Origin of the sequence: Curtobacterium sp. UNCCL17, from assembly GCF_000686685.1 — a bacterium.
In the GTDB taxonomy this organism is placed as follows: domain Bacteria; phylum Actinomycetota; class Actinomycetes; order Actinomycetales; family Microbacteriaceae; genus Curtobacterium; species Curtobacterium flaccumfaciens.
This window is the reverse complement of record NZ_KK366001.1, coordinates 493,609-514,811: the sequence shown is the minus strand read 5'-3', so window position 1 is coordinate 514,811 and position 21,203 is coordinate 493,609. Positions and strand designations below refer to the sequence as shown.

At 72.0% G+C, this 21,203-nt stretch carries 28 protein-coding genes and 1 riboswitch; of the genes, 9 read left to right on the top strand and 19 right to left on the bottom strand.

What is annotated here, in order from left to right; translation table 11 throughout:
• Positions 1-61 precede the first annotated feature (61 nt).
• Complete coding sequence (locus BR70_RS0112315; protein ID WP_027466318.1) at positions 62-610, top strand: TetR/AcrR family transcriptional regulator; 549 nt, start codon at positions 62-64, stop codon at positions 608-610.
• A gap of 66 nt (positions 611-676) precedes the next feature.
• Entirely contained in the window at positions 677-847 is a 171-nt protein-coding gene (locus tag BR70_RS23335; protein ID WP_017888559.1) for a hypothetical protein, read from the top strand.
• Positions 848-955: 108 nt separating this feature from the next.
• Here BR70_RS23335 and ribH read toward each other — a convergent pair whose 3' ends face one another.
• From ribH to BR70_RS23620, 5 genes are all read right to left on the bottom strand, one after another.
• The gene (gene ribH / locus BR70_RS0112305) at positions 956-1,435 is read right to left on the bottom strand and encodes a 6,7-dimethyl-8-ribityllumazine synthase (RefSeq protein WP_027466317.1); all 480 of its coding nucleotides are present in this window, start codon (positions 1,433-1,435) and stop codon (positions 956-958) included.
• Positions 1,432-2,121 (bottom strand): 3,4-dihydroxy-2-butanone-4-phosphate synthase, encoded by a 690-nt coding sequence (ribB, locus tag BR70_RS20815; protein ID WP_081827371.1) that lies wholly within the window; start codon positions 2,119-2,121, stop codon positions 1,432-1,434. Before ribB ends, ribH begins: the two co-directional genes overlap by 4 nt.
• Entirely contained in the window at positions 2,121-2,774 is a 654-nt protein-coding gene (locus tag BR70_RS0112295) for a riboflavin synthase (RefSeq protein ID WP_027466316.1), read from the bottom strand. The genes ribB and BR70_RS0112295 overlap by 1 nt, the downstream gene beginning before the upstream one ends.
• Before the next feature lie 94 nt (positions 2,775-2,868).
• Positions 2,869-3,003, bottom strand: a riboswitch (FMN riboswitch).
• Positions 3,004-3,131: 128 nt separating this feature from the next.
• Positions 3,132-4,781, bottom strand: a complete 1,650-nt coding sequence (locus BR70_RS0112290) for a hypothetical protein (RefSeq protein WP_027466315.1) — start codon at positions 4,779-4,781, stop codon at positions 3,132-3,134.
• 87 nt (positions 4,782-4,868) lie between these two features.
• Positions 4,869-6,179: a hypothetical protein gene (locus BR70_RS23620; protein WP_027466314.1), complete on the bottom strand. Its 1,311-nt coding sequence runs from the start codon at positions 6,177-6,179 to the stop codon at positions 4,869-4,871.
• 111 nt (positions 6,180-6,290) lie between these two features.
• Here BR70_RS23620 and BR70_RS0112280 point away from each other — a divergent pair, with 111 nt between their 5' ends.
• Positions 6,291-6,722, top strand: a complete 432-nt coding sequence (locus BR70_RS0112280; protein WP_027466313.1) for a GNAT family N-acetyltransferase — start codon at positions 6,291-6,293, stop codon at positions 6,720-6,722.
• Between the two features lie 15 nt (positions 6,723-6,737).
• Here the strand turns inward: BR70_RS0112280 and BR70_RS0112275 are convergent, their stop codons facing one another.
• Complete coding sequence (locus BR70_RS0112275; RefSeq protein ID WP_027466312.1) at positions 6,738-7,265, bottom strand: Lrp/AsnC family transcriptional regulator; 528 nt, start codon at positions 7,263-7,265, stop codon at positions 6,738-6,740.
• A 9-nt stretch (positions 7,266-7,274) separates the two neighbouring features.
• The gene (locus BR70_RS23860) at positions 7,275-7,841 is read right to left on the bottom strand and encodes a TetR/AcrR family transcriptional regulator (RefSeq protein WP_027466311.1); all 567 of its coding nucleotides are present in this window, start codon (positions 7,839-7,841) and stop codon (positions 7,275-7,277) included.
• 119 nt (positions 7,842-7,960) lie between these two features.
• Here BR70_RS23860 and BR70_RS0112265 point away from each other — a divergent pair, with 119 nt between their 5' ends.
• Together BR70_RS0112265 and BR70_RS20805 are read left to right on the top strand one after the other, a co-directional pair.
• Complete coding sequence (locus tag BR70_RS0112265) at positions 7,961-9,436, top strand: MFS transporter (protein WP_027466310.1); 1,476 nt, start codon at positions 7,961-7,963, stop codon at positions 9,434-9,436.
• 174 nt (positions 9,437-9,610) lie between these two features.
• Entirely contained in the window at positions 9,611-10,057 is a 447-nt protein-coding gene (locus BR70_RS20805) for a phage holin family protein (RefSeq protein WP_035808831.1), read from the top strand.
• 47 nt (positions 10,058-10,104) lie between these two features.
• Here the strand turns inward: BR70_RS20805 and BR70_RS0112255 are convergent, their stop codons facing one another.
• Together BR70_RS0112255 and BR70_RS0112250 are read right to left on the bottom strand one after the other, a co-directional pair.
• Positions 10,105-10,611: a hypothetical protein gene (locus tag BR70_RS0112255; protein ID WP_017888550.1), complete on the bottom strand. Its 507-nt coding sequence runs from the start codon at positions 10,609-10,611 to the stop codon at positions 10,105-10,107.
• Positions 10,612-10,651: 40 nt separating this feature from the next.
• Positions 10,652-11,041 carry a DUF5997 family protein gene (locus tag BR70_RS0112250; protein ID WP_017888549.1) on the bottom strand — a complete coding sequence of 130 codons (390 nt, stop codon included), beginning with the start codon at positions 11,039-11,041 and terminating at the stop codon, positions 10,652-10,654.
• Between the two features lie 33 nt (positions 11,042-11,074).
• Here BR70_RS0112250 and BR70_RS0112245 point away from each other — a divergent pair, with 33 nt between their 5' ends.
• Both BR70_RS0112245 and BR70_RS0112240 read left to right on the top strand, forming a co-directional pair.
• On the top strand, positions 11,075-11,899 hold the full coding sequence (locus tag BR70_RS0112245; protein ID WP_027466309.1) for a LysR family transcriptional regulator substrate-binding protein: 825 nt from the start codon (positions 11,075-11,077) through the stop codon (positions 11,897-11,899).
• Complete coding sequence (locus BR70_RS0112240; RefSeq protein WP_051596882.1) at positions 11,896-12,366, top strand: GNAT family N-acetyltransferase; 471 nt, start codon at positions 11,896-11,898, stop codon at positions 12,364-12,366. Before BR70_RS0112245 ends, BR70_RS0112240 begins: the two co-directional genes overlap by 4 nt.
• A gap of 194 nt (positions 12,367-12,560) precedes the next feature.
• On the opposite strand, the gene BR70_RS0112235 is transcribed toward BR70_RS0112240, so the two are convergent.
• From BR70_RS0112235 to BR70_RS0112210, 6 genes are all read right to left on the bottom strand, one after another.
• Positions 12,561-13,241, bottom strand: a complete 681-nt coding sequence (locus BR70_RS0112235; RefSeq protein WP_027466307.1) for a DJ-1/PfpI family protein — start codon at positions 13,239-13,241, stop codon at positions 12,561-12,563.
• Positions 13,242-13,298: 57 nt separating this feature from the next.
• On the bottom strand, positions 13,299-13,919 hold the full coding sequence (locus tag BR70_RS0112230) for a DNA-3-methyladenine glycosylase I (RefSeq protein ID WP_027466306.1): 621 nt from the start codon (positions 13,917-13,919) through the stop codon (positions 13,299-13,301).
• A gap of 37 nt (positions 13,920-13,956) precedes the next feature.
• Positions 13,957-14,373, bottom strand: coding sequence for a VOC family protein (locus BR70_RS0112225; protein ID WP_027466305.1), 417 nt, complete (start codon positions 14,371-14,373; stop codon positions 13,957-13,959).
• A 115-nt stretch (positions 14,374-14,488) separates the two neighbouring features.
• Positions 14,489-14,956, bottom strand: a complete 468-nt coding sequence (locus BR70_RS23325; protein WP_155896878.1) for a hypothetical protein — start codon at positions 14,954-14,956, stop codon at positions 14,489-14,491.
• 263 nt (positions 14,957-15,219) lie between these two features.
• The gene (locus tag BR70_RS0112215; protein WP_027466303.1) at positions 15,220-15,555 is read right to left on the bottom strand and encodes a hypothetical protein; all 336 of its coding nucleotides are present in this window, start codon (positions 15,553-15,555) and stop codon (positions 15,220-15,222) included.
• Positions 15,556-15,577: 22 nt separating this feature from the next.
• Positions 15,578-17,248, bottom strand: a complete 1,671-nt coding sequence (locus tag BR70_RS0112210; protein ID WP_027466302.1) for a sodium:solute symporter family protein — start codon at positions 17,246-17,248, stop codon at positions 15,578-15,580.
• Between the two features lie 142 nt (positions 17,249-17,390).
• Here BR70_RS0112210 and aroQ point away from each other — a divergent pair, with 142 nt between their 5' ends.
• On the top strand, positions 17,391-17,834 hold the full coding sequence (gene aroQ, locus BR70_RS0112205) for a type II 3-dehydroquinate dehydratase (RefSeq protein ID WP_027466301.1): 444 nt from the start codon (positions 17,391-17,393) through the stop codon (positions 17,832-17,834).
• 198 nt (positions 17,835-18,032) lie between these two features.
• Here the strand turns inward: aroQ and BR70_RS0112200 are convergent, their stop codons facing one another.
• The gene (locus BR70_RS0112200) at positions 18,033-18,629 is read right to left on the bottom strand and encodes an NAD(P)H-dependent oxidoreductase (protein ID WP_027466300.1); all 597 of its coding nucleotides are present in this window, start codon (positions 18,627-18,629) and stop codon (positions 18,033-18,035) included.
• Between the two features lie 88 nt (positions 18,630-18,717).
• On the opposite strand from BR70_RS0112200, the gene BR70_RS0112195 reads away from it, so the two are divergent.
• Entirely contained in the window at positions 18,718-19,185 is a 468-nt protein-coding gene (locus BR70_RS0112195; RefSeq protein ID WP_027466299.1) for an MSMEG_6728 family protein, read from the top strand.
• 22 nt (positions 19,186-19,207) lie between these two features.
• Here BR70_RS0112195 and BR70_RS0112190 read toward each other — a convergent pair whose 3' ends face one another.
• The 3 genes from BR70_RS0112190 to BR70_RS0112180 form a co-directional block, all read right to left on the bottom strand.
• Positions 19,208-19,498, bottom strand: a complete 291-nt coding sequence (locus BR70_RS0112190) for a hypothetical protein (RefSeq protein WP_017888538.1) — start codon at positions 19,496-19,498, stop codon at positions 19,208-19,210.
• Between the two features lie 218 nt (positions 19,499-19,716).
• A complete protein-coding gene (locus tag BR70_RS0112185) occupies positions 19,717-19,983 on the bottom strand; it encodes a hypothetical protein (RefSeq protein WP_155896877.1) in 267 nt (88 codons plus the stop codon).
• Between the two features lie 79 nt (positions 19,984-20,062).
• Complete coding sequence (locus BR70_RS0112180) at positions 20,063-21,202, bottom strand: cysteine desulfurase family protein (RefSeq protein WP_027466297.1); 1,140 nt, start codon at positions 21,200-21,202, stop codon at positions 20,063-20,065.
• Position 21,203 lies beyond the last annotated feature (1 nt).

Sequence of the window (21,203 nt, the reverse complement as noted above, 5' to 3'; positions counted from 1 at the left end):
TCACGGCGGCCACGGAGGAGCTGGCGTCCGCGCCCCCCGGAACTGCTCCTAGACTCTCGGCATGGCCAGTGCCCGCGACCGTGTCCTCGACAGCTTCGTCGCCATCGTGTGCGAGGAAGGTGAGCGTCCCGCCACGCTCGACGCCGTCGCCGCGCGCGCCGGTGTCTCGAAGGGCGGGCTGCTCTACCACTTCGGCTCCAAGGCCGCCCTGGTCGAGGGGCTCTGCGAACGGCTGTCGGACCTGTCCGCGATCGACGTCGAGCGCATGCAGGAGGCCGAGGACGGCGCCGCGCGCTACTTCGTCCGCAACTGCCTGTTCGTCGGCAGCGAGCTGGACCTCGCCCTGCTCGCAGCGAGCCGCCTGCAGCAGGCCGGTTACGAAGAGGCCGGACGCACCCTCGACGACACCGAGAACGCCTGGCTCGCGACCCTCGTCGACGCCCTCGGCGACGAGCCGACCGCGCAGGCCGTCAAGCTCCTCGGCGACGGGCTGTACCACCAGGCCTCACTCGGTGCCGCGAGCGAGGTGCGACCGAAGCGGGGCAGCGTCGACATGGAGACCCTGCTCACCGTCGTCGACCGTCTGATCGCGACGCGACCGGGAGCGTGAACCGGCACACCCCCGGCTGGGGATAGACTGGGGAACGATCCACTCGTCGACACCCGGAGGTATCCCGTGGGCCGCGTCATCGCCGCTGTTTTCTCGATCCTGCTGCTGCTGGTGTCGATGTACCTGTTCGGGTTCGCCTTCCAGGTGGAGTCGGGCCAGGCCTTCGTCTTCATGGCCGGCGTGCTCCTGATGAGCCTCTCCTTCTTCCTGCCGATCCACGTGTTCGGTAAGCGCTGACCAGCAAGCACAGACCAGCAACGCTGATCAGCAAGCACTGACCAGCAAGCACAGAACGGCCCCGCACCTCACCGGTGCGGGGCCGTTCTGTGTGGGGTGTCCGGCGCCTCAGACCAGGACGCGCAGGGACCGCAGCGTCACCGCGGTGCTGATCGCCGCGTGTGCCGCCTCGGCGCCCTTGTCCTCCTTGGAGTCGGGCAGTCCGGCGCGGTCGAGTCCCTGCTGCTCGTCGTCCAGCGTGAGCACACCGAACCCGACGGGCTTGCCGGTGTCGATCGCGACCTGCGTCAGGCCGCTCGTCGCCGCGCCCGACACGTACTCGAAGTGCGGGGTGCCACCGCGGATGATCACGCCGAGCGCGACCGCCGCGTCGAAACCGGCCTCGAGCGCGGTCTTCGCGACCACGGGCAGCTCGAAGCTGCCGGGGACGGGGATGACGTCGGCCGTCGCCCCGAGCCGCTCGACCTCGCGCTGCGCCCCGGCCAGCAGGCCCGCCGCGATCGTGTCGTGCCACTGTCCGGCGATGATGGCCACCCGGATCCCGGTGCCGTCGACCTGGTCGCGGTCCGCCGCGCCTGCTCCGCTCATCGTGTCGTTCCTTCCGTGGGCGCTGCGGTCGCTGCCGCCGCCCGGTCTGCCGCGTCCAGCCACTCGGCGAGCGCGGCGATGGTGATGACGGGCACGCCCTCGCGCGCCCCGAGTCCGACGAGCGCCGGCAGCCGCATCATGCTGCCGTCCTCGTCGACGATCTCGCAGATCGCCGCAGCGGGCCGGAGTCCGGCCGCGGTGACGAGCTCGATCGCTGCTTCGGTGTGCCCGGCGCGCTCGCGGACCCCGCCCGGTCGTGCACGCAGGGGCACCACGTGTCCGGGGCGGTGCAGGTCGTCGCGCACCGAAGCCGGGTCGGCGAGGACCCGCAGGGTGCGGGCGCGGTCGTGGGCGCTGATGCCCGTGGTCACGCCGACGGCGGCGTCGACGGTGACCGTGTAGGCCGTGCCGCGGACGTCCTCGTTGTGCGCCACCATCGGCGGCAGGTCGAGTGCGTCGGCGATCTCGGTGCTGACCGGCGCGCAGATGAACCCGGACGAGTGCGCGACGGTCCACGCGATCCACTCCGGCGAGGCGAGCTCGGCGGACAGGATGACGTCGCCCTCGTTCTCGCGGTCCTCGTCGTCGACGACGATCACCGGGCGACCGGCCGTGATCGACGCGATCGCGGTCTCGATGCTCGACAACCCGAGTGCCTGCGGGGCGGCACCGACCTCGGCGACCATCACCGGGCCTCCGATCCGACGGTCTCGAGCGACTGCGCCGCGGCGTCGAGCCGCAGCATGCGGCGGACGTGCCGTGCCAGGACGTCGGTCTCGACGTTCACCCGGTCGCCCGGCACGCGGAGCCCGAGCGTCGTCGCCTCGAGCGTCTCGGGGATCAGGCTCACCTCGAACCAGGCCGCGTCGGGCGCGGTGCCCTCGGGCGAGACCGCGCTGACCGTGAGCGAGACGCCGTCGAGCGCGATGGAACCCTTGTCGACCACGAGCGGGCTGAGCGCCGGCGCGAGCGAGAACCGCACGCGCCGCCAGCCGTCACCGTCGGCCGTCTCGAGCACGGTGGCGGTGCCGTCGATGTGACCCTGCACGATGTGCCCGCCCAGGCGGTCGCCCACCGAGGCGGCGCGCTCGAGGTTCAGGCGGTCCCCCACCCGGAGTGCGCCGTGGGCGCTCATGTCGAGGGTCTGCTTCATGACGAAGGCGGTGAAGGTCTCGGGGGTCTGCTCGACGACGGTCAGGCAGACACCACTCGTCGCGATCGAGTCGCCGTGCCGGGCGTCCTGCACGACGACGGGGCCGTGCACGGTGAGCGCGACGGAGTCGCCCTGCTGCTCGACGGCGGTGACGGTGCCGAGTTCCTCGATGATGCCGGTGAACACTGGTGTCCTCTCAACGGGACTCCGGGGGCGTTCGACGATCGTCGGCATCGACGGACGGGTCGCACTCCACGGGTCGTGGGGTCGTCCTGTCCGCCCAGCGCGCCTCCCATCCGGACTTTCACCGTCGGTCCCGGAATCCCACCGGGTCAACCTCTGTCGGGTTCGCACCCGTCATCAGTTCGTGGACTGTCACCACCGGCTCGGAATTACACCGACCCCGGAGCGCTTGCGTAGTCGGAACGATACCCCAGGCCGCTGACGGCCGCGCCACGGTGTCAGCGCCGTCGTAACCGGGCGTCTCCCCCGGGCATGGTGACGAGGGGCGCCACGGTGTGACGCCCCTCGGTCACCCGCCGGTCAGTGCCGGCGACGGAGCACGAGCGTGCCCGCTCCGGCGAGGAGCAGCAGGAGCGCGAACCCGGCCGGCAGGACCGGCGAGCCGGCTCCCGTGTAGGCGAGCTCCGGCTGGCCGTCACCGGCCGCGGCGGCTGCCGCGACGGTCGCGGCGCTCGCCCGGGCCCCGCCGGTGGCAGCGGTCGTGGTGGTCACCACACCCGCCGTGGAGGCCCGGGTCGGCTCGACGACGCCGACCACGCCGACCGGGATGGTCGCCGTGCCCGGCGTGGTGCCGGTGTCGGTGCCCGTCCCGTCGGTGGGGACGGTTCCCGGGTCCGTGCCCGGGTCCGTGCCCGGGTCGGTGCCGGGGTCGGTGCCCGGGTCCGTACCGGGGTCAGTGCCGGTGCCGGTGCCGGGAGTGGTGCTGGTGCCGTCACCGACGATGCCGATCCCGTTGCCGCCGATGGTGATCGGCAGGCTGATCACCGGGGTGACCTGGGTGCCGGAGAGCAGGCCGCCGTCGCCGGAGGTCGAACCGCCGGTCGTCGGGGTCGTGGTGCCGGTGGCCGGAGCCGTCGTGCCGCCGGTGCTCGTGCCGTCGCCGAGGACGCCGATGCCGTTGCCACCGATCGTCACCGGGACGTCGACGACCGGGGACACCTGTGTGCCCGATGCCGTGCCGTCCGAACCCGAGGTCGAACCACCGGCCACCGGAGCGGTCCCCGTGCCCGCGGCGGGCGCTGTGCCCGTCGCGGTGCCCGTCGCGGTGCCCGTCCCGAGCAGTCCGATGCCGTTGTCCGCCACCGTGACCGGGATCGAGACCACCGGGGACACCTGCGTGCCAGAGGCCGTGCCGTCCGAACCCGAGGTCGAACCACCGGCCGCCGGCGCAGTCCCGGTCCCGGTACCCGTGCCCGCGGCAGGCGTCGTGCCCGTCGAGGTCCCGTCACCGAGGACGCCGATGCCGTTGCCACCGATCGTCACCGGCACGTCGACCAGGCCGGTCACCTGGGTGCCGGAGAGCAGTCCGTCGGTGCCCGAGGTGCTGGGTGCCGACGGTGCTTCGGCAGCCGGCGCCGGAGTGGTCGCCGCCGGGGCGGTCGACGTGGAGGTGCCGTCGCCGAGGACGCCGATCCCGTTGCCGGCCACCGTCACGGGGACGGTCACGGTCGGGGCGACCTGGGTGCCGGAAGCCGTGCCGTCCTCGCCCGAGGTGCTCGGAGCCGGAGCGGCAGGAGCGGCAGGCGCCGGAGCCGGAGCCGGAGCCGGTGCTGCAGGTGCCGGAGCTGCCGCGGGTGCGGCGGCCGAGACGGCGTCACCGGCGACGGCCACGGCGTTGCCGCCGACCGTCACCGGTGCCGCGACGTCCGGCACCACCTGGGTGCCCGAGAGCGTGCCGTCCTCGCCCGAGGTGCTGGGGGCAGGAGCGGTCGTGGCCGGAGCCGGAGCGGCGGGCATGGACCCGGTCGCCGTCGACACTGCGTCGCCGAGTACGGCGATCGCGTTGCCGCCGAGGGACACCGGGGCGTCCACGGCGGGGGCCACCTGCGTGCCCGAGACGATGCCGTCGGCACCGGATGTCGTGGCCGCGTTCGCCGCAGCCGTGCCGCCGAGCGTGAGCCCGCCGACGAAGAGGGCGAACCAGAGCCCTCTGGAGACGTACTTGTTCATGGTCGTACTCCCTGATCGAGATCGTCACCGACCGCGGACGCAGCCGGGATGTGTGCGTGCCTGCCGTGGCGGACAGGCGCACCGATCTCAGTCAGGGGCGACGTCGTGCTCGCCGACGACGGATGCGGGGACCGCGTCGTCGGAGAGCGTGCCGCGAGACCCCGCGGCGAGGGAGACGATGTCGTCGGTCGAGCCGACGATGCCGACGGCTGCTGCGCCGCCGGAGGTCGAGGAGGCACTGCCGCCGAGCACACCGGCGTCGGCTCCGTCGAACGGGAGCCCGTGGCCCTCGCCGTCCGCGGGGACGAGCAGCGCGCGCCCACCGAGGGTCGCGTCCTGCGCCTCGACGGCCGCGGCGAGCGGGCCGACCGTGACCGTCGTGGCGACTGCGACGACCGGCTCCGACGGGCGGAGCCCGGCAGAGCGGTGGCCCAGGGCATCGGCGGCGACGGCGCGTGCGGGCGCCGAGGTGCCCTGCGCGGGGACCGTTCCGGGCCGGACGGGGGCGTTCGCGACCGGCACCGACGGGACGGGCCCGGCGGACGGGTTCGAACCGCCGCCCACCGGGAGCGCGGGGACGTCGACGACGGGGGCCGTGCCTCCTGGCAGGGTGCCGCCGACGGACGGGACGACGCCCCCGACCACGTCGGGGACGGTGCCCACGGTCGTGCCGACCGAGCCGAGCGTGTCGTCGGCGAGGCCCGTGACCGGACCGGTGACGGTGCCGAGGGTGTCGTCACCGAGGACCGTGCCGACCACCGGGACGCTGCCGACCACGTCGTCGACGGTGTCGACGACGGCGGTCACGGGGCGCGTGTCGGTGACGCGTTCCACGGTGCCGGTGACGGGGCGCAGGACGTTCGCGACGGTGTCGGTGACCGGCCGGGAGGCACTGGTCACCTGGTCGACGACCTGTCGCACCGGGCGCGTGGCCGGGCCGGCCGCGGGGGCGGTCGTGGTGGGCGCGGCAGCCGGGGTGGTCGCGACCGGAGCGGGGCTCGACGGCGCGGCGGGGGCCGCGGGAGCCGGGGCAGGTGCGGGCGCCGCGGGCACCGGAGCGGGTGCGGGTGCGGGGGCCGGAGCGGGCGCAGCAGGTGCGGGCGCAGCAGGAGCAGGTGCAGGTGCAGGTGCGGGTGCCACGGCCTTGCGGACGGGAGCCGTCACGCCGCCGACGACCTTGCCGACCTCGCCGGTCACGCCCTGCACGGTGCCACCGACGCCGTCCACGACGCTGCCGACGAGGCCGCGCTGCTCGGTCGGGACGGCCGAGGTCGTCGCGGCGGAGGCCGGTCGCGCGCCGAGCAGCAGGGACAGCAGCACCAGGGCGGCGAGGGTCCCGACGCCCAGCAGGACGATGCGGAGTGCGGCGCGCCAGGGTGCGCGCAACGGGTGGTCCATGCGCTCACCTCCTGATCTCGGCTGCGCACGTAGAGTGGTTGACCGGCAATGTACGCCGATCCGGTCCGGAACACACCCTGTTTCGGAAGAAATTCTCAGGAAGGGCCGTCCGTGGTCTCGATCTTCAACGCTCCGACCCGCAACCTGGACATCGTCACGCTGCACGAGATCCTGCGGCTCCGCCAGGACGTCTTCGTCGTCGAGCAGGAGGCCGCGTACGGCGACATCGACGGCCGCGACCTCGAGCCGGGCACCGTGCAGTTCTGGGCCGGCAACGGTTCGGTGGACGCGACGCTCCGCCTGCTCCGCGAGCCCGACGGCACCGAGCGCATCGGCCGGGTCGCCACCGCGAAGCACGCCCGCGGCCAGGGACTCGGCGCGCAGCTCATGGAAGCCGCGATCGCCGAGTCCCGCTCGCCGAGCATCGCCCTCGGTGCCCAGTCGCACCTGGAGCAGTGGTACGGCCGCTTCGGCTTCGTGCGCTCGGGCGACGAGTACCTGGAGGACCGCATCCCGCACATCCCGATGACCCGGAAGCGCTGACCCTGGTTCCGCGCGTCAGGCCCGCCAGCGCCGCAGTTCGTCGAACGAGCGGCCCTGGGTGGCCCGGTCGGCGACGAGGCGTTCGAACACGATGTTCGTCTGCGTCGTCGCCACCGAGGGGTCGCCGCTGAGTTCGTCGGCGACGAAGTCGCGGAGCTGCTCGGTCGACTCGCACGCGATGTGCACGAGGAAGTCCTTGTCCCCCGCCAGGAACGACACGTCCTGCACGACAGGCACCCGCAGCAGGCGCTTGGCGAAGTCCCGCAGTTCGTGGCGGGCCGCGGCGTGCACCCGGACGGACACCATCGCCTCGATCGAGAACCCGAGCCGGGCGACGTCCACCTCGGCCCGGTAGCCGCGGATCACCCCGGCGTCCTCGAGCGCGCGGACCCGTGCCAGGCAGGTCGACGGCGCGATGCCGACGGCGGCGGCGAGCCGGTTGTTCGGGATCCGGGCGTCGGCCGACAGGGTCCAGAGGATGCGCTCGTCGACCTCGTCGAGGCGCGGAGCGGGGTCGGGGCGACGTGCGGGACGGTCGGACACGGCTCGACGCTACCGCGGCGGTGCGAGCAGGGCGCGGAGGGCGTCCTCGAGCGCGGCCGACACGACGGCGTCGTCGGCGGATGCCAGCGGTTCCACCGCGGTGGACTGACGGAGCATCGACATCCCGAGCACCACCGCCAGCGCGATCTCGGCACGGACGAGCAGTTCCTCGGACCCCGCGCCGCCGACCGTGCCCGCGAGCCGTTCGGCGTACCGGCGCAGCGTCTCCCGGCGGATGGCATCGGCACCGTCGTCGCCGGAGGACCGGAGCAGGAGCATGAGCTGCAGGGAGTCGTCGTCGGTCGGGGCGCGCACGATGTGCGTGATGATGCCGGTCAGCGCCCGTTCGAGTCCCTGCTGGCTCGTCTCCTCTGCCCCCAGGTCGCGGACGACCCGGTCGAGGCAGGCGCGGAAGAGCCCCTCCTTCGAGCCGAAGTACCGGTTGATGAGGGCCACGTTCACCCCGGCGTCCCCGGCGATGTCGCGCACCGTCGTCCCGCGGTACCCGTCGAAGGCGAACCGACGCCGGGCGGCCTGCACGAGCAGGAGTCGGGTGGCCGCGGCGTCCTTGCTCATGGAGCGCAGCCTATCGGTCCTCACAGGGATGTAAGCAAGCGTTGACATGCTCCCCCGAGCGCGTACGCTCGTCATGTCAGCAATTGTTTACATTGACGACCACGACGACACGGAGCACGATGACCGACACCATGCAGAGCCCACGGACCGGCTCGCACCCCACCACCGACGGACGCCGGCCGAACAGCACGGCGATCATCGTCTACCTGTCCCTCGGCGGCCTGTCCTTCGCCGTCCTGCAGTCGCTCGTCGCCCCGGCACTGTCGACCATCGGGCAGGACCTCGGCGCCTCCACCAGTGCGACGAGCTGGGTGCTCACCGCCTACCTGCTCTCCGCCTCGGTGCTCACGCCGATCCTCGGTCGCCTCGGCGACATGATCGGGAAGCGCAAGGTCCTGATCGTGGTGCTGTCGATCCTGCTCGTCGGCGCCGTGCTCGCCGCCCTCGCTCCGAACCTCGGCGTCCTGATCGTCGGGCGCGCGCTGCAGGGTGCCGCCGGAGCCGTGATGCCGCTGTCGATCGGCATCGTGCGTGACGAGCTGCCGAAGGAGAAGGTCAGCGTCACCATCGGCCTGCTGTCCGCGATCTTCGGCATCGGTGCCGGTGTCGGCATCGTCGCCGCCGGACCCATCGTCGAGCACCTGTCGTGGCACTGGCTGTTCTGGCTCCCCGCCGTGCTCGTCGTCATCGCACTGCTCGGCGCCGTCTTCGGCATGCCGGAGTCCCCGGTGCGGAAGCCCGGCCGCCTGGACATGGCCGGCACGTTCGTCCTGGCGGTGTCGCTCGTCGCGATCCTGCTCGCCGTCAGCGAGGGCGAGACCTGGGGCTGGGGCGACGGCAAGACCATCGGGCTGCTGGTCCTCGGCGCCGTCGCTCTGGTCGTGTTCGTCCTCGTCGAGCTCCGGGTCGCCGAGCCGCTCATCGACGTCCGGCTCTTCGCGGTCCGCGGGGTCTGGACCGCCCACGTCGTCGCACTCGTCTTCGGGTTCGCGATGTTCGGCACCTTCGTCCTCGTGCCGACGCTCCTGCAGCTCCCGACGGCGCTCGGCTACGGCTTCGGCAAGGACGTCACCCAGGCCGGTCTCTTCCTGCTGCCGACCGTCGTGATGATGGTCGTCGCCGGGCCCATCGCGGGCATCCTGGTGCGCAAGGTCGGCCCGAAGCCGCCGATGCTCATCGGCGGGTTCGCCATCGTCGCCGCGTTCGTGCTGCCGGCGATCGCACACGCCGAGCTGTGGCAGGTGGTGGCCTCCGGTGTCCTGACCGGCATCGGCATCGGCATGGCCCTCGCCGCCTGCTCGAACGCGATCATCGAGAGCGTCCCCGCGAACCAGACCGGTGAGGCCATCAGCGCCAACACGGTCGTCCGCACCATCGGCTCGAGCGTCGGCACCGCCGTCATCGCAGCGCTGATCACCTCGCACAGCACGCCGCAGGGACTGCCGACCGACGACGCGTTCACCATCGGGTTCTGGGCGTGCACCGGCGTGGCGGTCGTGGCCGTGCTCGCCGCGCTCGCCGCGCCGTCGATGCGTGCCCGCCGCGCAGCGGCCGTCGCCCGTGGGATCGACGACCTCGAGGAGGTCACCGAGTAGGGCCGTGGGCCCGACCACCCGGGAGGCCCGTCCAGCGTCGTCGACGCGGGGCGGGCCTCCCGTCCGTCGCACAACCTGGGAACGCACCGGGCGCACGCGAGCAGGCGTGACGATCATCGGAACGGTCGCGTCCCGTCAGGGGACGCGGACCGCCGCGCCCGGACAGGAGACCCCATGAGCAGCACCGACCACGACGACACCACCGCTCCCGGACGGCCGTCGTTCCGCGACACGGTGACCGCGGGACTCGTGCAGAAGGCCCTCGAACCGGTGCTGCGGGCCGTGCGCGACGAGGTCGCCTCGGCGCGGCGCGAGATCGGCGAGCGCGCGAGCGGTGCGAAGACCGGGCTGGTGCTCACCGGGGTGGCCGTCGGGTTCGCCGTGACCACCCTGGTCGCGCTGGCCGGCTTCGCGGTGGCGCTGCTCGCCCTGGCGCTGCCGCTGTGGGCGGCGACCGGGATCACGTTCGTCGTGTTCGCGATCGTGACCGCTGTTCTGTTCGTCGTCGGCCTGCGCGGGATCCGGCGGGGTGTGCCGCCGGTGCCGAAGGACACGATCCAGGCGGCGAAGCAGCGGGTGACGCACGCGGATGCCCGGGCGGACGGCGCCGCGCGCGACTGACGGACTCGACGGACCGGCTGCGGGGGCCGTGACCGGCGCGGGCTCCGCTACATCGCCAGGGTCATGCCCACCACGGCGACGGTCATCGCGAAGACCTCGCCGCTGCGGACGGCCCGCCGGTCCTCGCGGCCCCACTCGTACCGGAGCAGCCAACCGCTGAACGCGCAGTAGCCGATCACACCGGCGCCGAGCACCGCGGACAGGGCGATGCCGTGCCCGGCGTGGTCGCCGGCGACGCCCGAGGCGTGACCCATCAGCAGCATCCCGGCCATCACGACGGCGGAGAGCGCGCGGTGGACGTCCATCGGCTCCGCGCGGCGACCGTCGGCGCGGCGGCGACGCATCACGGGCAACGGCGCGAGCAGGAGCAGGAGGGTCGCGGCGAACAGGGTCCACACCGCACCGGCGTCGACGACGGGCATGAGCATCGCGACGAGCATCACGCCCGCCGGCACGATCACGCCCGGGCGCGGTCGGTAGCGGTCACCGACGATGCAGCACACGGACGCGAACTGCGGCACGACGAGCATGGCGTCGGCGACGGTCTCGTGCACGTGGGGCGTCCTCGGTGCGGCGGAGTGGTGCGGGGTGGGGTCAGTCCTCGGCGCGGGCAGCGGCCTTGGCGGCGCGCTCCTGCTTCACGCGGGCGTTCTCGGCGTGCACGGCGGCCTGCGTCGCGCGTTCGCGGACGAGCCACTCGGGCTTCTGCTCGAGCAGCGTCTTGATGTCCGCCGTCGTCAGTGCGTCGTCGATCCCCGCACGGCTCAGGCCGGAGATGGAGATCCCGAGCTTCTGCGCCACGACGGGTCGCGGGTGCGGGCCGTCGCGTCGGAGGTCCTCGAGCCAGGTCGGGGGTTCGGTCCGGAGCTCGTCGAAGGCGGTCCGCGTGAGGGGAGCGCTCTGGAAGGACTCCGGAGCGGCCGTCAGCAAGATGCCGAGCTTCTTCGCAGCCGTCTCGGGCTTCATGGTCTGTTCCTGCGCCATGAGGACAAGGGTACGGCCCCTATGCTCGTCTGCATGACCGCGGCTCTCACCATCGCCTTCGTGCCGGGGGTCTCCCCCGCAAAGTGGGCCCGTGTCTGGCGGGAACGCTTCCCCTCCGTCGAGCTCCGGCTGCGGCCGATCGGCGCCGACGACGTCGACGACACGCTGGCGGGCGAGGCCGACATGGTCTTCGCACGCATGCCCGTGTCCGAGCAGCACAACGCCATCCCGCTCTGGACCGAGACGGCCGTCGTCGCGATGCCCAAGGACTCCCCCCTCGCCGAACTCGCCGAGGTCGACCTCGCCGACGCCGAGGTCCACGTGATCGACGCCGGCCCGGTTCCGGCCGACATCGACGGATCGCTCGACCTGGTCGAGGCGAACGTCGGCGTCGTCGTGCTGCCCCAGTCGCTGTTCCGCGCCGCCAGCCGCAAGGACCTGGTGGGTCGTCCGCTCATGAACGCCGAGGGCACGCGCATCGCGCTGGTCTGGCGGGACGAGGACGCCACCGAGACCACCGAGGAGTTCATCGGCGTGGTGCGTGGGCGGACCGCCAACAGTTCGCGCCAGCCGGGAGGCACGGATCGCGACGACGACGACGGCTCGCGTCCGGCTCGTGGCGGCACCAAGGCCGGGTCGGCCGCCAAGGGCTCGTCCGGTGGGTCGGGCGGGTCGGGTGCGCCGGGCTCCAAGGGCGGCTCCGCCGGCGGCGGCGGCGCCGGCGGCAAGGCCAAAGCCAAGTCGCCCGGCAGCGGGAAGTCCGGCAGCGGCAAGAAGTCGAACACCGGCAAGGGGCCCACGCCCGGTCGCGGCAAGATGCGCGGCAAGCCGAGCCGGGGTTCCAAGGGCAACCGATGACGGACACGCGGCTGGCACCGATGCCGGCCACGCGCCTCCCGGCCTGGCTCCGGCGCACGATGGCCGAGTACGTCGAGTCACGGATGCAGGCGGGCGAGACCCGCGAGCAGGCCGAGGCGAACGAACAGCAGTCGCGGGACCGTTGGTTCCCGGGCGGGTCTCCCGCCGACGGGCACCTCGTGTGGGACGTCATCGACCAGGACGACACCGTCATCGGGTACCTGTGGATCGGACCGCTCACGCCGGGCAGCACCGATTGGTGGGTGTTCAACGTCGAGATCGACGAGGCGCACCGGCGCCGCGGGCACGCGCGTCGGGCGCTCGAACTCGGGCACCGCGCCGCCGCCGACAACGGTGCGACGAGCATCGGGCTGAACGTGTTCGGCTACAACACCGGGGCGCAGGAGCTCTACGCGGCGCTCGGGTACCAGGTGACGTCGGCGCAGATGCGGAAGCCGCTGGTCTAGCGCGCGGCGGCGGCGCGGCTGCGGCTGCGGCTGCGGCTGCGGCTGCGGCTGCGGCTCGGGTCACCGCCCGGTCACAACACCCCGCGTGCATGGCCCCGAGCGGTCACGAAGTGTCGACTGGCCGCGCCCGGATCGACGTGTCGTGACCACTCGGCGGAGGCCAGCGGGGATTCGTGACCGTCCGAAGGTCCGCGTCAGCGCAGGACGGCTGCGGCGGCGCGGGTCACCCTCGCGCCGCGCGATTCCTCGGCTGCTGCGCGGGCCCGGGTGACGACGACGGCGTCTGCACGCTCGGCCGATCCGTTGTCGAACGGCGGTTGCGGGTCGTACTCGATCTGCAACTGGATCGCCTCGGCCGCGGACTGTCCGGCGAGCTCGGCCGCGAGCCACAACGCCATGTCGATGCCCGCGCTCACGCCGGCGGCGGTGACGACGGCGCCGTCCCGGGCGATCCGGGCGTCCACCGGCTGCGCTCCGAAGGCCTCGAGCATCGGTTTCGAGGCCCAGTGGGTCGTCGCGCGTCTGCCGGCGAGCAGCCCGGCGGCACCGAGCACGAAGGCGCCGGTGCACACCGACGTGATCCACGTCGCGTGCTCGGCCTGGCGCCGCACGAAGGCCACGACGTCCGGGTCGAGCATCGCGTCGAAGGCACCGTCACCACCGGGCACCACGAGCACGTCCGCCGCTCGGGCTTCGCTCATCGTGGTCGTCGGGACGAGTGACAGGCCACAGTCGCTCGGCACCGGGTCGAGCGTCGCCGCGACGTACTCGACCCGTGCGCCGGGCACGCGGCTGAGGACCTGCGCCGGACCGGTCAGGTCGAGCTGGGTCAGGTGCGGGAACAGCAGGAACGCGATCCGGATGTCGTCGGCCATGTCGCGACCATAGTCCCGGCGTTCCCGTTCCCGTTCTCGTACTCGCTGGCTTGCCCGTCAGCTCCAGACGCCGGAGGTCCCGCGCCGGTGGCTGCCCATCAGGTGGGTGTCGACGATGCCGAGCGCTTCCATCAGGGCGTACATCGTCGTCGGTCCGACGAAGGCGAAGCCGCGCTTCCGCAGTGCCTTCGACAGGGCGAGGGATTCGTCCGACTTCGTCGGCACCTCGGCGGCGGACCGCGGCTCGGGCGTGGTCGTCGGCCGGAACGACCACACGAAGTCGGCGAGCCCACCGTCCTGCCGCAGGGCGATCGTGGCATTCGCGTTGGTGATCGTCGCGAGGATCTTCGCGCGGTTCCGGACGATCCCGGCGTCGGCCATCAACCGTGCGACGTCGTCCTCGCCGAAGGCCGCGACGGTGTCGGCGTCGAAGTCGGCGAAGGCGGTACGGAACGCCGGTCGTTTCGCGAGGATCGTGCGCCACGACAGACCGGACTGGAACGCCTCGAGCGAGAGCCGCTCGAACACCCCGCGTTCGTCGCGGACGGGCATGCCCCACTCGGTGTCGTAGTACTCGCGCAGGAGCTCGTCCGACGACGCCCAGACCGGCCGGGCGAGGCCGTCGTCGCCGGTGACGAGGTCGGGCACGGACGGGGCGTCGACGGGCTCGGTGCTCATGCGTCCATCCTGGCGGGCGCCGCCGACAGCGCCTGGCTCACTCGGCGGGCGGGCCGTCCTGCGTCGCCTGCTCGTCCATCCAGACGTACTCCCAGCGGTGTCCGTCCGGGTCGGTGAAGCTCCGCTGGTACATGAAGCCGAGGTCCATCTCCGGCCGGTCCTCGGTGCCGCCGGCAGCGACCGCGGCGTCGACGACGCGGTGGACATCCTCCTTCGACGGGGCGCTGAGCGAGTTGATGACCTCGATCGTGTCGGCGTCGGCGATCGTCTTGTCGGTGAACTCGGCGAACTTCGCCGTCGTCAGGATCATCACGGAGATCGTCTCGGACACCACCACGCACGCCGCGGTGTCGTCGCTGAAGGCCGGGTTGATCGAGTACCCGAGCGCCTCGTAGAACGCCTTCGAGCGCTCGAGGTCCGTGACGGGCAGGTTGATGAAGACCATCGTGTCCATGGCGGTTCCTTTCGTCACGCTCAACCTGGACCCACCTTGAGCAGCGCGCAACCGTTTCATGGGGGAACCAACCGGTACACAATATGCTGGCGTGATGCGGGCCTTCGTGGACGGGTCAGAACCGGGTGGTGGGCGGGACCACACCGCGTACGTCCTCGCCGCGGTGATCATGCGGATCAACGGCGAGGAAGAAGCTCGCGAGGCGGTTCGACGGGCGACCCCTCGGCGCATGCGGAAGCTGCACTGGTACGAGGCGCTGCCAGCTCAGCGCATCTCGTGGCTCGATCTCCTCCGGCGTGCGGTGACCGTCATCGTGGTCCGGTACGACGGCGCCGTGGCACGGACGGAACGTCGGCGAAGACGGTGTATCGAACGCCTCGTGCACGAACTCGAGCTGCGGAAGGTCGGCCACGTGGTCCTCGAGACGCGCGGACCCGCCCGGGACAAGGATGACCGGGCGATGTTCGATGCGCTCCGCGATCGTGGAGTCGGTCATGGAGTGCGGTTCGAGCACCTCAACCCGTCCGAAGAGCCGCTCCTCGCGTTGGCCGACATCGCCTGCGGGGCTCATGTTGCCGGCCACGCCGGGGACCACGGACTGACGAGCCCGATCCTGGTTTCCTGACGCACGCCCCCGAAAGCGCAAATCCTCGGGCCCGCGCTGGCTGCAGGACATCCGAGGATCACTTTCGACCGAGCAGCACCCGATCGACATATCAATGCTACCCGCCGTGCTCGGCTCCGGTCAAGACGTGCGCAGCCCAGGCCGGAAACGATGAAGTCGCTGTCGTCCGACAGCGACTTCGTCGTTCCGTGTCAGGCCGGGGACGCCCGACCCGAGCAGCCTCAGGCCAGCTCGCGTCCCTCGCCAGCGGCACGCTGGTGCGACTCGGCCTCGGCCTGGCCGATGATGTCCTCGGCGGGCACCGGGTTCAGGCGGTCCCAGAGGAAGAACAGGCCGCCGCCGACGAGCAGCGAGATCCCGACCCACAGGTTGATGTGGATCCCGCCGGTCTTCTCGGGGTCGGTGTTCCAGTGCACGATCCCGACGATGGTCGTGATCACGCCGTAGAGCACGAACAGGCCGCCGAGGATGCGGCGCAGGTCGAGTCGGCGGGTGGAGCGGACGAGGGCTGCCTTCTGCTCCTCGGTCATCGCGCCGGGGGTGGTGGTGTCACTCATGAGAAGTGGTCTCCTTCGCGGATCAGAGGAACGGGAGGTACAGGACGACGCACAGCACGAGCGCGACGGTGCCGAGCAGGGCGGGCGAGCGGTACCAGGCGGTGTCCGTCGCGACCGAGTCGCCGTGCAGGTCGATCTTGCCGACGCCGTAGACGAGCCCACCGAGCTCCTTCTCGTCCTTCGGCTTGGTGAGCATCGAGACGACGAAGCCGACGACCAGCACGGTGACGAACGAGATGATCGCGCCGTACAGGGTCTCCGCGGTCGCGGTGGCGAACAGGTCCGGGTTCAGCAGGTAGGCGATCCAGGTGATCGTCGGGGTCACGATGCCGAGGACGTAGCCCCAGAGCGCACCCTGCGTCGTCATGCGCTTCCACAGCAGGCCGAGGATGAACACGGCGAACAGCGGTGCGTTGAAGAACGAGAACAGCGTCTGCATGTACGTCATGATGTTCGACGCCTGGGCCGCGATGAACGCGGTCGCGATGCCGACCACGACGCCGACGACGGTGACCCAGCGGCCGGTCTTCAGGTAGTGCAGGTCGGGCATGTTCGGGCGGATGTAGCGCTGCCAGATGTCGTAGGTGAAGACGGTGTTGAACGACGAGACGTTCGCCGCCATGCCGGCCATGAAGGACGCCAGCAGGCCGGTCACCGCGATGCCGAGCACACCGGTCGGCAGGTACATCTGGATGAGCTTCGGGATCGCGTCGTTGTAGGTCAGCGTGCCGTCGGCGAACTGGTTGCCCACCACGGCCGCGGCGATGAGGCCCGGGATCACGACGATGGCCGGGATGAAGAGCTTCGGGATCGCGGCGATGAGCGGGGTGCGGCGGGCCGCGGACATGTTCTTCGCCGAGAACGCGCGCTGCACCTCGGTGAAGTTCGTGGTCCAGTAGCCGAACCCGAGCACGAAGCCCAGGCCGAGCACGATGGCGAGCCAGTTGGCGCCGATCGGGTTGGTGACGTCGCCGAAGCCGGTGCCGGCCCAGGCCTGCAGGTGCTGCACGCCCTGGGTCTCGGTGATGGCCTTCGACAGGCCGTCCCAGCCGCCGACGCGGTGCAGACCGACGATCGTCAGCGGGATGAGCCCCGCGATGATCACGAAGAACTGCATGACCTCGTTGTAGATCGCGCTCGAGAGCCCGCCGAGGGTGATGTAGACGAGCACGAAGCCGGCGGAGACGATGATCGCCAGCCACTCCGGCCAGCCGAGCATGGCCTCGATGACGATGGCCATCGCGTAGAGGTTGATGCCCGCGATGAGCACGTTCGACACCGCGAACGCGATCGCGTTCACCAGGTGCGGCGCCTTGCCGAAGCGGCGCAGCATGAACTCCGGCACGGAGCGCACCTTCGAGCCGTAGTAGAACGGCATCATCACGAGGCCGAGGAACACCATCGCGGGCACGGCGCCGACGAGGTAGTAGTGCAGGGTGGCCATGCCGATCTGGGCACCGTTGGCCGCCATGCCGAGGATCTCGGTCGCACCGAGGTTCGCGGACACGAACGCCAGGCCCGTGATCCACGCCGGCATCGAGCGCCCGGACAGGAAGAAGTCCATGCTCGTCCGGACCTGCTTGCGGGCGGTGAACCCGATCCCGATGACGACCGCGAAGTACACGATGATCATCAGGTAGTCGACCCAGCCCAAGTCGAGCCGGATCCCTTCGTTCGCTGCAGCGAGAACCATTCACATCTCCACGTCAGTGTGTTGCAGTCGACAACTCTGCCGACCCGGACGGAGACGTTACACCGATTTGTGACCGTTCACATAGCCAGCGCATGCATCGTCCGAGCCGCGCAGCGCTCCCCCGGTTCGCTACGCTCGGCCCATGACCGACGCGTCGCGCATCCTCGTCCTCAACGGCCCGAACCTCGACATCCTCGGGCGCCGCGACCCGGAGCAGTACGGCACCGTGACGCTCGCCGAGATCGAGGCGATCGTGCACACCGAGGCGGCCGTGCACGGGCTCGAGGCCGACTTCCGCCAGACGAACCGCGAGGGCGAGCTCGTCGAGTGGCTGCACGAGGCGCTCGACGACTTCGCCGCGGTCGTCATCAACCCCGCCGCCTACGCGCACACCTCGGTCGCGCTGCACGACGCGGTGGAGGCCCTGTGGGTCCCCGTCGTCGAGGTGCACCTGTCGAACACGTGGAAGCGCGAGCCGTTCCGCCACGTCGACCACGTCGCCACCGCCGCGACCGCGGTCATCGCCGGCGCGGGCGCCGACGGCTACCGCCTGGCGGTCGCGCACGTCGCGTCCCTGCTCGGCTGAGCCAACGACCGAACGGGAGGCCCGTGGCGGCGTCGCCACGGGCCTCCAGTCCGCCATCTGGTCGCGCTGGGTCGCGCCCGTTCCTTCCCATCGCACGCGCGATGCACGGTGGTTCCGGGCGTACCTGATGAGGAGTTCCGACCCGGTACGCCCGGAAGCACCAGGCTCGCCCGGAAGAGCCGGGCGCGGGCACGCTGATCAGAACTCGGCGGGGCGCCGCACGTCGGTCAGGCCGGCGGTGGCGAAGCCGCCGCGGATGAGCGGCACGGCCCGGCGCACGGCCTGGTCGATGCGGAGCTCCAGGTCGACGCTCGCGATGTCGTAGCCACCCTCGCGCTTGGTGAAGTCCCGCTCGTTCCCGAACACCCCGAGCGGCAGGGTGGTGGACTGGAAGAACCCGAACAGCGGGCGCATCTGGTGCTCGACGAGCAGGGCGTGCCGGTCGCTGCCACCGGTGGCGGTCAGGAGCACCGGGGTGTCGACGAGGTCGTACTGGCCGACCCAGTCGAAGAACAGCTTGAAGGCACCGGAGTAGGCCGCCCGGAAGGCCGGGCTGCCGACGACGAGCACGTCCGCGGCCTCCACCGTCTCGAGGGCCCGGCGGGTGCGGTCGGACATCGTCTCGCGACCCGAGGCCGCTCCGAGGTCGGCCAGCAGCGGGCCGATCTCGATCGTCTCGGTCCGGGCGCCGTCGATCTCCTCGGCCAACCGGGCCACCGTCGCCGCGACCAGGGTCGAGGTCCGCGAGGGGTCCGATGGGCTGCCACTGACGCCGACGACCAGTTCTCCGCTCATGCGGTCGATGCTCACACGCTGCCGGGGCGGGCGGCACGTTCGTGACGACATGTGTCGGGTGCCAGTCGGTCGGGGTAGCGTCCGCGCCATGCAGACCTTCCTGCCGTACGCCGACTTCCGGGCATCCGCCGAGGTCCTCGACGACCGGCGGCTCGGCAAGCAGCGGGTCGAGACACTGCAGGTGATGCGAGCGCTGACGCTCCCCGACTACGGCTGGCAGCACCACCCGGTGACGGCGATGTGGCGCGGCTACCGCCCGGCGCTGATGGCGTACCAGGAGGCCACGTGCCGCGTCTGGGCCGAGCGCGGGTACGCCGACACGTGTCTCGAGAAGACCCTGCTCGACCTGGGCCGCGTGCCGGAGGACCTGGCGACGTACGAGCGCGGCGACGTGCCGATCCCGCCGTGGAACGACGACGAGGCCCTGCACGTCTCGCACCGGTCGAAGCTCGTGCAGAAGGCGCCGGAGCACTACCGGGAGCTGTTCCCCGACGTGCCGGACGACCTGGACTACGTCTGGCCGGGGACCCCCGAGCCGGCGACGCACACCGTCTGACGATCAGGCGACCGCCAGGCCGTCAGGCGACCGGGATCCAGCGACCGCCCTCGCGCCGGGTGACGACGTCGGAGCGGATCTCCACCACGTCCCGCAGCCCGTCGACGGCGGCATCGCGGACGGCCGCGGCGACACGGTCGTCCTCGGCCTCGAAGCGCACGACCGCGCACGGGACGCCACGGAGCAGCCGAACGTCCTCGGCCTCGACCACGGCGTGTTCGCGCACCAGGGCGGCAGCGGCGGGCAGGACGGCGTCCGGTGCCGTGCCGGGCGCGAGGGCGCCGATCGCCAGGGTCACGCGGTACGAGGGCATGCGACGACGCTACCGGGGAACCGGACCCCGCCGTGGGCTGCAGGGGAACCGACGCCGCTCAGGGGTGCGGACGTCGACCCACGGCGGGATCGCGGTGTACGGCGGGACACGACGACAGGGGGAACGTCGCGCCCCGCGCCGGACGTCGATCAGGGGGTCGACATCCGGTCTGGGTCCACCGCGCGGCTCGGTTCAGGGGAACCGCACGGTGGTGGACCTCAAGGGTGTTCGGTGTCCTCTCGGTACCGGTCCGTCTCGGTCGGTGCGGGCATCGACCGGTGGGCGGCGGCTGGCCGGACCATCGGGAGCAGGGCACTCCCGGCGGTCGCGAGCGCTCCGACCACGGCGATGATCCCGAGCGGGGCCGTGCCGAGGTCGTGCTGCGCTGCCAGGGCGAGCGCGACGAGGGTGGCCGGCGCCGGCAGGAGCTGCACCGCTCGGAAGCGGTCGTCCCGTCGTGACCGGGTCATCATCGCGTTTGCCATGACGACACTCTGACGCAGATCGGTTGTCCGCAGAAGGGGGGACACGTACCCAGAGATGGAGTAGAACGTCTAGTACACCTCAGCCGAGAGCGCGGACGGTCGCCACGGCGTCGGCCACGGCCCCGACGACGACCGGGACGTTGTCGGACGTCAGGGCCGCGTCGAACGTCAGGCGCAGCGCGGTGCGCGCCACGTCCTCGGGGATCCCGAGCGCCGTGAGCACGTGGGAGGCCTCGGTGCTGCCCGCGGCACAGGCGCTGCCCGACGACGACACCACGTCGCGCTGCTCGAGCTCGAGCAGGACGGTCTCGCCGTTGACGCCCGGGAAGCAGAACGACGCGTGCCCGGGCAGCCGGTGCTCCCGCGACCCGGTGACGAACGCGCCGGGGACCGCGTCGAGCACGCCGTCGAGCACCGCGTCGCGCACGGTGGTCGCCGTACCCTCCCCCGACCACACCGTCTCCGCCGCCAGCCCGAGTGCGGTCGCCACCGCCACGGCACCGGCCACGTCCTCGGTGCCGGACCGCCGCCCCCGCTCCTGTCCCCCGCCGTGCAGCAGCGGCTCGAGCGGGACGCCGGAGCGCACGGCGAGGACGCCGGTGCCCTTCGGGGCACCGAGCTTGTGCCCCGACAACGACAGCGCGTCGACGCCCAGGGCCCCGAGACCGATCGGCAGCCAGGGCGCGGACTGCACGGCGTCGGTGTGGAACCGTGCCCCGACCTCGTGCGCCACCGCTGCGAGGGCCGGCACGTCCTGCACGGTGCCGATCTCGTTGTCGGCGTGCGCGATCGAGACGAGCGTGGTGTCCGCACGGAGGGCCGCTCGCAGCGCCGCCGGGTCGACGCGGCCGTCCGACCCGACGGGCAGCACGGTGACGTCGAAGTCGTGGAAGCGGGCGAGGTACGCGCAGCTCTCCAGCACCGCCTCGTGCTCGATGGCGCTCGTGACGACGTGCCGACCGCGGGGCGCGGCGAGGGCGATCCCCTTGATCGCGGTGTTCGCCCCCTCGGTGCCGCCGGTGGTGAAGACGACCTCGGCGGGCCGGCACCCGAGCACCCCGGCGACGGCGGCCCGTGCGGCGGTGAGTCCCCGCGCGGCCTCGTCCCCGACGCCGTGCGTCGACGAGGGGTTGCCGAACACCCCCGTCAGGTAGGGCCACATCGCCTCGAGCACCTCGCGGCGGACCGGGGTGGTGGCGGCGCGGTCCAGGTAGAACACG